This is a genomic window from Brevibacillus sp. Leaf182 (assembly GCF_001423865.2).
Classification (GTDB): domain Bacteria; phylum Bacillota; class Bacilli; order Brevibacillales; family Brevibacillaceae; genus Brevibacillus; species Brevibacillus brevis_C.
Genome location: NZ_LMPN02000036.1, coordinates 225,609 through 239,056, shown reverse-complemented (window position 1 = coordinate 239,056; position 13,448 = coordinate 225,609). Strand labels below are relative to the sequence as shown.

The 13,448-nt window shown below is 45.6% G+C and carries 13 protein-coding genes; all 13 read right to left on the bottom strand.

From position 1 onward, the window contains the following. Nucleotides 1-23: 23 nt before the first annotated feature. The 13 genes from ASG16_RS27450 to ASG16_RS27390 all read right to left on the bottom strand — a co-directional run bounded on the left by ASG16_RS27450 (nt 24) and on the right by ASG16_RS27390 (nt 13,439). Entirely contained in the window at nt 24-1,442 is a 1,419-nt protein-coding gene (locus ASG16_RS27450) for an MBL fold metallo-hydrolase (protein WP_056494020.1), read from the bottom strand. Between the two features lie 296 nt (nt 1,443-1,738). Further along, a complete protein-coding gene (locus ASG16_RS27445; protein WP_056494022.1) occupies nt 1,739-2,938 on the bottom strand; it encodes an FAD/NAD(P)-binding oxidoreductase in 1,200 nt (399 codons plus the stop codon). 131 nt (nt 2,939-3,069) lie between these two features. Continuing rightward, nucleotides 3,070-3,714 (bottom strand): response regulator, encoded by a 645-nt coding sequence (locus ASG16_RS27440; protein ID WP_056494025.1) that lies wholly within the window; start codon nt 3,712-3,714, stop codon nt 3,070-3,072. Next, a complete protein-coding gene (locus ASG16_RS27435; RefSeq protein ID WP_082517282.1) occupies nt 3,711-4,784 on the bottom strand; it encodes a PAS domain-containing sensor histidine kinase in 1,074 nt (357 codons plus the stop codon). Before ASG16_RS27435 ends, ASG16_RS27440 begins: the two co-directional genes overlap by 4 nt. After that, on the bottom strand, nt 4,784-4,969 hold the full coding sequence (locus ASG16_RS27430) for a hypothetical protein (protein WP_056494030.1): 186 nt from the start codon (nt 4,967-4,969) through the stop codon (nt 4,784-4,786). Before ASG16_RS27430 ends, ASG16_RS27435 begins: the two co-directional genes overlap by 1 nt. A 53-nt stretch (nt 4,970-5,022) precedes the next feature. After that, nucleotides 5,023-6,210: a staphylopine family metallophore export MFS transporter CntE gene (gene cntE / locus ASG16_RS27425; protein WP_056494034.1), complete on the bottom strand. Its 1,188-nt coding sequence runs from the start codon at nt 6,208-6,210 to the stop codon at nt 5,023-5,025. A 49-nt stretch (nt 6,211-6,259) separates the two neighbouring features. Continuing rightward, nucleotides 6,260-7,003: an ABC transporter ATP-binding protein gene (locus ASG16_RS27420; protein ID WP_056494037.1), complete on the bottom strand. Its 744-nt coding sequence runs from the start codon at nt 7,001-7,003 to the stop codon at nt 6,260-6,262. After that, nucleotides 6,990-7,814 (bottom strand): staphylopine uptake ABC transporter ATP-binding protein CntD, encoded by an 825-nt coding sequence (gene cntD / locus ASG16_RS27415; protein WP_056494040.1) that lies wholly within the window; start codon nt 7,812-7,814, stop codon nt 6,990-6,992. The genes ASG16_RS27420 and cntD overlap by 14 nt, the downstream gene beginning before the upstream one ends. A gap of 4 nt (nt 7,815-7,818) precedes the next feature. Next, entirely contained in the window at nt 7,819-8,712 is an 894-nt protein-coding gene (cntC, locus tag ASG16_RS27410) for a staphylopine uptake ABC transporter permease subunit CntC (RefSeq protein ID WP_056494042.1), read from the bottom strand. Beyond that, nucleotides 8,713-9,645 (bottom strand): nickel/cobalt ABC transporter permease, encoded by a 933-nt coding sequence (gene opp1B, locus ASG16_RS27405; protein WP_056494045.1) that lies wholly within the window; start codon nt 9,643-9,645, stop codon nt 8,713-8,715. A gap of 20 nt (nt 9,646-9,665) precedes the next feature. Continuing rightward, a complete protein-coding gene (cntA, locus tag ASG16_RS27400) occupies nt 9,666-11,273 on the bottom strand; it encodes a staphylopine-dependent metal ABC transporter substrate-binding lipoprotein (RefSeq protein ID WP_056494048.1) in 1,608 nt (535 codons plus the stop codon). Between the two features lie 33 nt (nt 11,274-11,306). Then, nucleotides 11,307-12,614 carry an opine metallophore biosynthesis dehydrogenase gene (locus tag ASG16_RS27395; protein WP_056494052.1) on the bottom strand — a complete coding sequence of 436 codons (1,308 nt, stop codon included), beginning with the start codon at nt 12,612-12,614 and terminating at the stop codon, nt 11,307-11,309. 18 nt (nt 12,615-12,632) lie between these two features. Beyond that, nucleotides 12,633-13,439 carry a class I SAM-dependent methyltransferase gene (locus ASG16_RS27390; protein ID WP_056494055.1) on the bottom strand — a complete coding sequence of 269 codons (807 nt, stop codon included), beginning with the start codon at nt 13,437-13,439 and terminating at the stop codon, nt 12,633-12,635. Nucleotides 13,440-13,448: the final 9 nt, after the last annotated feature.

The following is a 13,448-nucleotide window of genomic DNA, read 5'->3' as shown; positions in this document are numbered from 1 at the left end:
CCTTTGCAACACCTCACTTCGTTTTATCCTCGTTCTACAACTGCCAAGCCATCTATTTGCCATCTCAAGATTCCGCCGCTCAAATTCATGACATCCTTGAATCCATTTGCCTGAAGAATGCTTGCTCCAATAGCGGAACGAGCACCGGAACGGCACTGTACGAGAAGCGGCTTATCGTGAGGAATTTCCTCCAGCCGCATAGCGAGCGTACCGAGCATGATGTGCTGTGCATCTGGAATGTGTCCTTCCTTCCACTCAGAGAGATTACGTACATCTACTACGTGAACCTCTCCCTTTTTCACCTGTTCGGCAATCTCCAACGGTGTTACCTCTTTGATTGTCTCGAGTGCAGACACTTCGCCTTCCAGTAGCTTGCCGCTGTCGATAAAACCTGTGACATGATCAATCCCTACGGAATGCAAGGCTTGCAAAATCTCATCCAGCTCATCTGGGGTGCCCAGGATATGAACCGGGCGATCGTAATCGACGATCCAGCCCGCCCAGTTGGCAAATGACTTGTGAAAAGGAATGTGAAGTGTTCCCGCCAAATGCCCCTTCGCAAAATTCTGGAAAGGACGCGTATCGACAATCTGTCCCTTTTCCAGCGTTTCCTTAACCGCTTCAAGCGAATTGAACTCTTGAACAACAGGGAGTTCGTTGAGCAAGGCAGGGCCTTCCTTATTCACGCGTTTCATTACGGCAAAATACGTTGGTGGCTCTGGTTGTCCATCCAGGAGTACCTGAACGAATTCCTCTTCATTAGAGTGTAACATCGCCCAGTTAAAGAGCTTTTCATAACCAACGGTAGAAGACGGCACGGCCCCCAGTGCTTTCCCGCAAGCGCTTCCTGCGCCATGCGCTGGCCATACCTGCATGTAATCCGGCAGTTGCTTGAATTTTTGGAGGGACTGGAACATGGCTCTTGCACCTGATTCGGACGTACCCTTTATTCCCGCCGCTTTTTCGAGTAAGTCCGGTCTGCCGATATCGCCGACAAAGACGAAATCCCCCGTGAAGATCCCGATAGGCCGATCTGCATTCCCTCCAAGGTCTGTCAAAAGGAAGGAGATGCTCTCGGGTGTATGGCCAGGGGTATGCATGACTTCAAATAGCAAGTTCCCGATAAAAAAGCGATCCCCATCGTGGACAAGCTGATGGTTCAACCCTTCCAAGTATTGATATTTCCAATCTTTATCGCCCTCATTGGATAAAAACAGCTTCGCCTGATGAGTTGCGCCCAGTTCTCTGGCACCGGAGACAAAATCAGCGTGAATGTGGGTTTCCGTGGCGGCTACAATGGTAACCCCTTCTGCTTTGGCGACTTGAAAATAAGGAGCCAGATTGCGGGCGGGATCGATCACAATCGCCTCCCCGTTTTTTTGGCAACCGACCAGATAAGATGCATGGGCCAGTTTTTCATCATAAAAGTAACGTAACAACATGGCGCATTCCTCCCTTTTACACGTCTATTTTTTGTTGGATTTTTCTGCGGGTACTTCGAGCAACGATTGGGTAAAAAAACATTAACGGGCTCGCTTTTATGTTCGGCTCGTGCTTTGGCATCTTATCAAGCAACGTGAATAGGGCGTCTATCGATTCTTTTTCCACCAAGAAACGGGACAGTTGACCCTCTTCGGCTGCCAGGACGGTAACTTTTTCTTCGGGAGCTTTCGGATCAATATGGTGATTGCTTCCTGTCGTTCAAAATGTTGCTCTCCCCCTCTCTTTCAAAGGCGCCTTACATCAATCCTTTTAACATCCCATTCCAATAAAGGATGGGAAGCAGCTCTCTTTTCATCAGGTACATACTGAATCTCTCTTTAGATTGGTCAAAAGGAAAGGTTTCACACGGTGTCAGGTTGTAATCAAATTCGGCCAGTACCAGTTTGTTGTACCCCGTTACGAGTGGGCAGGAGGTATAACCGTCGTACTTGGCAAGCATTGGAGTACCATTGATCAGTGCGAGCAGGTTTTTCTCGACAACTGGCGCCTGTTTGCGAATAGCAGCTCCTGTTTTGGACGTCGGAAGATTCGCGCAATCGCCTATGCCGAAAATAGTGGGAAATCTTTTGTGCGCAAGCGTAAATGGATCGACATCCACCCAGCCTGCTGTGTCTGCCAATGCGCTGTTTGCAATAAAATCAGGCGCTTTCATGGGAGGGGTCACATGAAGCATGTCATACTTCCATACCACCTGTTCTTTCGTGTCCAGATTCTCGAATACGGCTTCTTTGGTATCCGCCCGCACTTCCATCAGGTTATGTTTGTATCTGGTTTCGATGTTCTTACGACGAATAACGTTAGTGAGGGTATTGGCATACGTGGGAACGTCAAAAATACTTCCCTTCGCCGATGCAAAAATAATCTCTGACTGGTTGCGAACATGTAACTTGCGAAAGTAATCATCGGCCAGATACATGATTTTCTGAGGGGCTCCGCCGCATTTTACGGGTGAATTCGGGTGGGTAAAAATGGCAGTGCCACCTTTAAAGCTCCGGATCGCTTCCCATGTACTGTCTACCGTTTGGTAAGCGTAGTTGCTGCAAACGCCGTTCTTGCCGACGGCATCCTTCAGGCCCTTTACCCCCTCCCAATCTATTTGCAGACCGGCAGCAACAACGAGATAGTCATAGGAGAGGAAGGTTCCCTGCTCAGTATGAAGCGTGTGCTCTTCCGGTTGAAACGAGGTGACCGCATCGCAAATCCAGTCGACGCCAGCGGGAATCAGAGAGGAGAGTTCTCGCTCGGATTCCTCCTTTTTCGCGGCACCTCCTCCGACTAATGTCCACAAAGGCTGATAATAATGCTTGGATGCGGGATCGATGATGGCGACTTGTCCCATGAGCCTTTTGGAAGCCCGGACGATACGGGCAGCAACAGAGATTCCTGCTGAGCCTGCACCCACGATGACAACCGAATAATGAACTTGTTTTGCCATAGCTCCTCCTCCGACGACGATATGGTTTCCAATCGTAGATGATGGTTCATAAGTTGTAGTCTCTCTATTCAGTTTATTTCTCTGTCATTTTTTCTATATAGGGGAAGTCCCCTACTTTTTGCTCTATGCGATTAAAATGCCAGATCGAGATATCTGTTTTTAATGGCGTATTGGATCAATTGATGTTTGGAATCCAGTCCTAGCTTCTGCATGATATTCGTTTTGTGGTTCTCCACGGTTTTGACACTGATCAACAACTTATCTGCCATTTCCTTATTGGTATAGCCAAGCACAATGAGTCTGACAAGCTCCTTTTCACGGAGCGTTAAAACAGAAGGCATCGTTTTGGCATCCGATTTCAGCCATAGATTGATGATCTCTTGCGATACGGAAGTCTTGTAAAAGCGCTTTCCTTTGTAAACCTCTACAATGGCTTGAAACAGCAGCTCGCCATGGCTGTTTTTTAAAATATATCCATGGGCTCCGACGGCGATGGCCTTCTGGACGAAAATCTCCTCGTCATGCATAGTCAAAATGACGATTTTCACGAAAGGATTCGACTTGCGAATCTCATTGCTCGCGGTAAACCCATCCAGTCCATTCGGCAATGACAAATCCATCAGCACCACATCGGGATTGAGCTGATTGGCTTTCAGGATGGCATCATTGCCTGTATGACTCTCCCCAACAATTTTTATTTGAGAGTAACTTTCGAGAAGCACACGCAATCCCTTCCGAATCATCGTGTGATCATCAACCAAAAGCACTCGTATCACTCTGCTCTCCCCCCTTGCCCCACTACCGTTACCTTGATCGCTGTACCTTCGTGGAGCACGGATTGAATCTGAAGACTCCCCTCCATCTGAGCCACCCGTTCTTCCATATGTTTGAGTCCCAGACCAACCTGAACCTGATCGCGAACAAAACCGATTCCGTTGTCTTGAATCAGCAAAGTCAGTTGGTCGTCTTCCTTGTACAAAATGACTTCAATGAGTGTCGCTTTCGCGTATTTCAGAGCATTATGTAAGGCTTCTTGGATGACACGGTACAGATTGATTTCCAAGATTGGCTGAAAATGATCGCTGACATTGCTGTAGGAAAAGGTAATGGAAACATCCTGATGTGCTTTGTTCAAGCTAGAAACAAGATGCCGGACTGTAGGTATCAGCCCCAATTGATCGAGACTATGCGGACGCAGTTGTAGAGAATAGAGCTTGACGTCTTGTATCGCTTTTTCCAGCTCATTGACAATCTCTTGCATGAATTCCCGGAATTGTCCTTCCTGGTTGAGACGCGTTTGAATAGCTTGAATGCCAACCGAAACAGAATACAAGGATTGTCCTACGCCGTCGTGCAGCTCCTGGGCCAGGCGCTTATGTTCGTTTTCCTGTGCTTCTAGCGTTTTTTGCAGCACCTGCTTGGAGATTCTGACTTCCTCTTCTTTTTTCTTGATCGTCATATCTTTCAAAACCAAAAGGACATCCTGCATGTTTTGTTCACCATTTTCATAGATGACAGCCGTGCTCATTTCCATGTCGACGTACATCCCCTCATACGTGGGCATCGCAGAAAGAAAATAGGGAACTTCTCGTTTGGCAAGCAAATAACATCGTTCTTCTCCCTCTTCCAGCTCTCTGTTTTGGCAATAGGAGCAGAACGGCACCTTTTCTCCTCGTTTCCAACCGGTCATTTTTTCTGCGGATGGATTCATCACCATGATTTTTCGTTCCTGATCCATGAGAATAATGCCGTCCTGCAAGTGGTCGAAGATTTGCTTCAGATAACCGTTATCCGTCGCTTTTCCTTCATCACCAGAGCGTTCAAATAAAGTGAGACATTGATCCATCATTGGTCCTCCATACTGATCGTATTTCTCCTATGATCCAATCGTAAGAGACGCGGCGCAACTTTCAAATAGGTACCTTCCCCTATCTTCTGTGACGCTACATGATGATCAAATAGATACTGCGTTTTGATTCGCATCTGCGTATGAAAAAAGCCGAGTAACAGCCAGGTATCATCCCCTAGCATGTACTCGACTTACCACCTGAATATTCTCCTACGTGGTCCAACGACGATCTCTCTTATTGTACTTCCACAGAAGTTTTGCTTCGTTCATAGGCAAAAATGATCATCGTCACGCCTAAGATCGCGCAAATCATATACATAAAGGAATAGGAGAAATAATCCGCGACTGGCCCCATGATGACTCCTCCCAGAGAAACACCCAAATCGGCCATCGCTATGAATAACCCGATTAACACATTGCGATCGGTCTTCGGTAGAACAAAGGTTAAATACGTCGTTAACGTAGGGTAAAGGAGGGCTTGCGCAATCCCCATTAATATGGCCCCTCCATACAAATAGGCTGCCCCACCCAGGGTAGAAAAGCTCACACTTAACGCCGCTGCTGCAAGAGCAAGCATAATTCCCATCATAAAAGATGAACGCCACTTGCCGTCAGACGGGATTTTCTTTCTCAATACAAACCGCGATAATACGACGGTGCCTGCTTGAAGCATGAGGTAAATTCCTGCATTCCCATATTTGATTTGTACAGCGTATAGCGGGATAAAGGTAGTCACAGCTCCAAATATAACGGATGCCGCCAGCATCAAGACACTGCATTTACATAGGTGCGGATTTTTGACTAATTGGCTTATCGAACCAAACATCGTTGCTCCCTTTTCTGTCTGACCCTGAACGGGCTCGGCCACTTTTTTGTCCATTTTGGCACTATAGCCCACCACTCCTGTAAGGAGCGCAATGGTAATCATGGCAACGGTAAAAGAATGGCTATCCCCTGCTTGCCAGATGCCTAAAGCGAGTAGTGGACCAAGAATACCAGGCAAATAAGCACATAAGGAATACATGGAAATCCCTTGTGAGCGATCCTTGTCCGGCAACGCATCAATAATCCCTAACTGCAAGGCCATGGAGAAAAAAGCGGTACACACCCCTTGCAGCATCCGGGCAACGATAAAGCCCTCTAATTCAGTGAACGTATATAAAATAAGAGCCGCACCATTGAAAATCAGAATCGTGCGGAGCACTTTGATTGCACCATGTTTTTGGATGATATGGCCTGCCCATGGCCGAAAAAACATCGTTGTAAACAAATACGCTCCCATAACGACTCCGATGGTTGTATTGGTTGCACCCAACTCTGCACCCTTCAACGGAATAATGACATTCAGAATGGAGTTCGCGCTAAAATACAAAAGAGTCAAAATGTATAATCGCAAAAACGGCCAAGACAGAGCCCCTCTCATAGCTCCTTGCTCCTTCCTCTGATCCTGTTCACCCTCATTGGCAATTCCATTACGCAATAACCATTTGCAGCAATTTCTGCGTATAGACGGACTGAACTTCTTTTAATTGTTCAACCGCTACGATTTCTTCGATTTCACCCTTTCGTATGATCATGACTCTGTCGCAAATATAGGCGGCTGCCTGTATATCATGGGTGATGAAGATATAGCCCATGTCGTAACGTTTTCTCAAGCTCTTCAGTAATTCAAGCACTTGCATTTGCACAGAGCCGTCCAAGGAACTGATTGCTTCATCAAATAGGATGCATGTTGGTTCCGTTGAAACGGCTCTCGCTATGCATACCCTCTGAACCTCTCCCCCTGATAACTCATGCGGATATTTTTTTCGATAGGAAGGATCCAACCCCACTTGAGATAATAATGGGTCAATCTGACTTAGTGCATCTTCCCGTGCCTTTCTTTTCATTTGTAAAGGCTCCAGAATGGCCTCCTCAACCGTATAAAATGGATTGATAGAGGAAGTGTAATCTTGAAAAACAGCGCTTAGGTTCCCTGCTCTCACTTTTCGATTCTCTACTTTTTTGCCCGCAAACAGGATGATACCTCGATCAGGCTTTTCAATCCCCAATAGCAATCGTCCTAATGTTGATTTGCCACTTCCACTTTCTCCGATGATGCCAAGACACTCTCCAGGCTTGCATTCGAAGCTAATGTTTTTCAACACATGCTCTCTTTTCCTTGAGAACAATCCGCCTTTTCGATATGATTTCTCTACGCATTCAACGCTCAGCAACACGAACTCCTCCCATGACTCTCGTAAAATGTTGATTCATCGCCAGCTTCGTGGAGAGCAAGTAACGGGTATAGGGATGCTGCGGTTCAGAGAAGATGGCTTGGGTCGTCCCATTTTCAACAATTTCTCCTTCTTTCATGACGAGAACGTCATCTGCGATTAATTTGACAATCCCTAAATCGTGAGAAATGAAGATCATGGAGCAGCCCATTTGTTCACGCAATTGCAGGAACTGTTCAACGACTTCGAACTGAGAGATAGTATCGAGTGCTGTTGTGGGTTCATCCGCAATCAGAATGTCAGGCTCTAATACGATGGAAAGCGCAATCATGACTCGTTGCAGCGTTCCACCCGACAACTGGTGGGGATACTTGTTCATCACCTCTATCGGATCTTTCAGCATGACACTTTCCATGGCATTTTTCATTTTGGTTATAATTTCGTCACGGCCCCATCCAAAATGCTCCACAAGCGTCTCCTTTAGATGGACGCCCACCACGCAAGAGGGATCAAAGGCACGCATGCCATTCTGCAAAATCATGCAAAGCTGTTTCCCCCTCTTTTTCCTCATCTCCTGTTCGGAGAGCTCCATAAGATTTTCTCCTCGTAACAGAATGTCTCCCGATTGGCGAATCCCGGCTTGATTCAATCTCATGATGGCCTTGCAAGTCACCGACTTCCCACTCCCACTTTCTCCCACAATGGCCAGGCAGCTTCCCTGCTTCACATCAAATGAACTATTTGGAACAATCACTCGATCATTGCGACTGTCCCAGATTTTCAGGTTTTTTACCTCCAAAATGTTCGTCATCCGATCATGCCACCCCCTTTCCTTCCTGCTTAACGGCAGAGGCTCTTACGAATCCTTGCTGCTTATTTTTAGTAGTCATTAATTTGGGATCGAGAGCCATTTGAAGGGCATCAGACAAATAGTTAATGGCTGACACGACGATCACGATGGTCAAACCGGGAGCCAGCATCAATTCCGGGCGTGAAAACATGACGTCCCTCGCTTCATTCAACATCATGCCCCACTCTGCTTCCGGTGCTTGAATGCCTAAACCGAGAAAGGAAAACCCCGATATTTGCAAAATCATTGAACCGAAGGAGCTGCTTGAAATGACGGCGATGTTGGGCAACGCAACCGGAACAATGTGCTTGATCATGATTCTCGTATTGCTTGCGCCGATTGCCTTTGCAAATTTTACATAATCGGATTCCGCATATTGCATGACTGACGTTCTGATGATTCGAGCAAACCACGCCCATTTCATCAATACAAAGGCGATGATTATATTTTCAAAACCGACACCCAATATGCCGATGATCGCCAGGGTCATGACATATCCGGGAAAAGAAAGGATCACATCGCAAACGCGCATCAAGAAAGCATCTGTTTTTCCACGAAAGTAACCCGCGAGAACGCCTACAATCGACCCAATCAATACAGATAGAAGCAGCGCAGCAAAGACCCAGAGCATGCTGGGACGAATAGCGTAAATGAGTCTGGATAAAATGCATCGCCCGAGGTGGTCGTTGCCCAAAAGATATTCCCATGATGCGGATGCAAATCGAAGCTCCATATGTACTTCTTCGGGATCATTCGGTGCAACGAATGGCGCAAATATCCCAGCCACAGTTGTGACCGTGATAATCGATAAGGATAGGACCGCGACCCTGTCTTTCCACACATTTTGTAATCGCTTCATCTAGAGACCATCCCTTAGTTTAGGGTTCAATGCCACATTGATGATGTCGGAAACGATGTTGAACAGAATAAAGGCAACTGCCAACACAAGGACATAGGCTTGGATAATCGGGAAATCCCTGCTTAAAATGGATTTGACGCTTAGCGTTCCGAGTCCCGGCCAAGCAAAGATGTTTTCCACTACGACTGTGCTTCCCAAAATAATGGGAATCGCCATGCATAGTACGGAAATGCTCACCTGCAATGAATTTCTGAGAATGTGCATCGTGATCTTTTTCTCCGGTAAGCCGCATGCCCTTGCGTAGAGAACATAGTCTTCATTCATGTTGCTTAACATGGAAGTTCTGATGATTCGAAAATAGATGCCAGCATAGCTGATTGTAATCACAGCAACGGGTAATACATAGCTTTTGTAAGACTCCATTCCGCTTGTCGGGAGCAAATCCAGCTTTACAGAAAAATACCAGATCAGCAGAGCTGCGAGCCAATAGGACGGCATCGATGTCAGGAAAAACGAAACACCTCTGACTGATTTGTCCACCCATTTCCCTGCTTTCAATGCGCATGCCACCCCCAATACGATGGACAGTACAACAATGGAAAATGTCGAAACCAGCGTCAGCTTTACTGTATGTAGAAAGGCTGGTCCTAGCATTGACCACACGGGTTTTCCCGTTATATAGGAATCTCCAAAATCTAGCTGCAAGCATGAAACAACCCAGTTAAGGTAACGATTCAGAAAGGGTTGGTCCATCCCAAGTTTCGTTCTTGTTTGCGCAAGTAACTCATCCGTTATTTTGGGTATGCCTTGCGAATGCAGCACCACTTCGGCGGGATCCAAGGGAGATAGATGAATGAAGGCAAACGTTACAAACGAGATGATCAGGACTAAAGGAATCGATAGTAATAACCTTTTGAGGATATAACTACCCATAGCACGCTCCTTTTGTTTATTTATTCAAAGTACATCCGCTCGAATGGAAGCTCGAATTGCGTTTGCTTAAACGAGATGCCCTGCAAGTTTTTGGGAGCCAAGATCGTCACTCTTCCATTCGTAATCGGAATAAATACGGCTTCCTCATGGACAATGGTCAAAATATCGGTATATAACGATTTTCTATGTTCCTCATCCGTCGTCACCATGACTTCTTCTATTTTTTTATAGAGCTCATCAGCTTGGGCGATACCTCTTGTCGTATGGTAATAGGAAGACTTGGAAGTAAAAGCAGCGATTGTGCTCTGCGGATCATACGCGAGTCCCCATGTTTGATTGAAAAGCAGGTCATAGTCACCTGTAGACCTTCTGTTCGCAATCGAAGAAGACTCCTCTCCCACAATCTCCAGATGAATCCCAAGTCGTTTTCCCGTATTTTGAATGAACTCAGCCTGCGTTTTTTGAGTGGACGAATTGACATCATAATAAAGCTTCATGGCTAATGGCTTTCCGTTTTTTGTTCTGGTTTCACCCGCATTCCCGATATCCCAGCCTGCTTCCTCCAAAAGCTTTTTCGCTTTTTCCAAATCGTAGCCCCGCTTCTCTACTTCCACATTGGCGTAATTGACATTCGAAGAGAAAAGGGTATAAGCAGGTTGTTCCGTGCCTTCAAATATTTGTTTACTAATAGTCTCTCTGTCAATCGCATGCCAAAACGCTTCGCGTACAGCGGTTTCATGTACAGGGCTCTCGGTTTTGCTACTATTGGCGACAATGATGCCTGTGTTCATTGGTTGACTGCGAATAATCTGGTATTCACCGGATTCAACCAACTGATTCATGGCTTCAACATCGAGACTATTCGCGCCTCGATCATCCGTAAATACAAAGTTGACTTCTCCCTTTTGCAGTGCCAAGAAAGTAGTTTCGCCTGCGGGAAGTACTTTGGCTGTTATTTTTTTTACCTTGGGCACGCCGCCCCAGTATTTTTCATTCGCTTCCATTACGGCATACTGATCGACTTTATGTTCAGTGAGCTTATAGGGGCCCGTTCCGTTAAAACCACTAACGCCATCTTTGGTTCCCCCGTTCACAAAATTTTTGGGCGAGATGAATACGTAAGGTCTTGTCATCGACAATTCGACCAGTGTCGGATAGTACGGTTCGGATAAGACCAGTTCAACTGTATACTCATCGAGTACATTGCAATCCACGATCTTGGTGGATAGCTTGATCCAGGAGTGCTTGCTTGCATTGCTTTGCACCGCTTCTATATTCTTTTTCACTGCTTCGGCATTAAACCGCTCTCCATCATGGAACGTCACGTTTTTTCTCAAGTGAAACTTGTACACTTTCCCATCATCGGAAATTTCCCAAGATTCAGCTAACAATGGTTTGATCCCATCTTCTGTATTTTCTACTAACGATTCATACACCATCCCTTGTGCTGGCATGGAGCCGGAATAAAAATGGGGGTTCATATCGTTCATATCTTTCGAAGTGGCATACACAATCTCTTTCCCTGTATCAGTTGACGTCGTTTTTGCCGTATCACCGTTACTGCATCCAACCAGTAGTACGATTGAGAGTGTAAAAGTCCTTACTAAAAAGCCCATTCTACCTGTCATACCCATTCCTCCTGAAAATACGTGCTAGTACAGTTACTTTGCTCCGATACCCTTGCCGATCTCACTGCATATCCTCTTCAAATCTTCTTCAAAGCTTTGTACCACAAATGCATTCGATAAGCGTTCGCCCTTATGTGCTCGCGAGACTTCGGCAATTTTACGCTCGTACGTTTCAATAAATGTATCGATGGTAGGGCAACTGCTACCTATGAATCTCGCAATGCCCTGTATGATTTTTATCCGATAGTAATCTTCCTTTGGCATGCGCGGGATATCCCAATACCCTTCTCTATTGATAAACATTTTCCGGATGGGGACAGCAGAAAAATCGAAGTATCTTCCATCTGCATCTGGCTCCGAAAAAGGATCGATCAACAACGAGGTATACCGAATGAACAATAAATACTCTTGATGAATCGCTTCAAAATGAACGAAGTTTTCGATATCCTCACGTGATAGACACTCCAGCCTCACCGGATAGTTATCATCCGTCATGAACTTCAGCAAATTGACTCCTTTCATATTGAGCTTTTCCACCACATTTGTGATCTCTTTCCATTGGGTCAGCATACCGCGAATGAGAGATTGCGTGATGGGGCCCTCTGGAAACATTTTGTATACGTACTTTTTGATTGTTTCCTCTCCAAATATCACACGAAGGGAGAAATCATTCATAAACAGTGGCGGATGCACATACAGGGATATGTTTCTCGTTTCCGCCTCAATTGGAGAGTCCATGACTTCCAAATCGATACCTACTTGCTCATATAACTCACATAGTCTTTTTACATACTGGGAGGGAGAGTGCGTCGAGCCCATGTAAACTTTTTTCTTAACCCCTGTCGTAATCACACGATTGGAAGGCTTTTCGTGGAACCAGCGAGTATCGCCAAGGTATGTAGAAAAACTGATAATCTCCGCATTTGAATGAATACTGTTTAGATAATGGCGTAGTAAACTGTTGGAACCAAAGGTCGGAGAAACTAAAACCAAGCACTTTACTTGCTGTAAGACTTGCTCATTGATTTGTTGTAAAACCTCTACATAAGCATCTGTTGTGACAGCTAATAGGAAGGTATCCCATTCCCCTGTGACAGTCCCATATCCCTGGAATACTTGATCGATTTGGCATTCGCCTTCCATCGTTTGATGCTTTTCATTTTGAATATCTACGCGAATTTGCTGGCTATTTTGCTTAAGTTCAGTAAAGAATGATTCGGAACGAACAGACTCACGCCCAACGATCCCAATGTAGCAATCCCTTTGTTTTTTAAGCAGGACAGCCATTTGAATGGAAGCAGGACCTGTTCCCAATAGCAAGATTCTTTTCAAAGCACCCATAAAAACCTCCTTATAAAATCAGCATGCAGCCGATGCTTTTTTATACAAAGCGATATCAAATACATGGTCGGGACGCAAAATGGTTTCAATCAACGTCCATTTCCGCTCATCTACCTCTCTCATGGGGTAGTTAAAAAGGGACTTCATTTGATTGCCGTATCGGATCGCCACGATCACTTGTTCGTTTGTCAATGGATGCAATTGTTCCAGCAGGTCATATTTATTTGCAACCGTCGAACTAAAGATGATATGGGTTGCATCCTTCGTCACATCGAGTCGTTCCACAAACTCTTGCTCCAAGCGGATAGGCAATCCGCTTCCCAGCCTTTCTACAACACTCCGCCCTAGCTTGATAGCCTCCTCATCAATGTCGATTCCAACTACTTCTGCTCCAGTTCGCTTCGCAATCAACAATGGCGTCATGGGAAATGAGCCTGAGCCAACCATCAACACCTTTGAATCAGCAGTAACTTGAAAACTCCCAAATTCTTCTTCAATACATGATTCGATGTTTTGAAAGTAGTCGGTCTTATCAGCAATCCCATCAAGCAGCTTCAACGCACGATATTTCTCCATAATAGCAACGCAAATCGCCGACGATTTCCTTACATCCTCCACAAGCTGATCCAACTGGCTTACGATTGACTGTTCTAGTTGCTCCCAGGCTTCTTTGTTTCTTTTATCTGTTATGAATGTAGAATACTCATCGATGATCTTCTCTAACTCCGAGCTCTGATGGATGGTGCCGTCATATCGGTCGGCTAAATGGGTGAACCTTTCTAGAAATGCAGTCAAATGCTGTTGCAACTGTTCAGGTCTATTCATTCCGTTCTC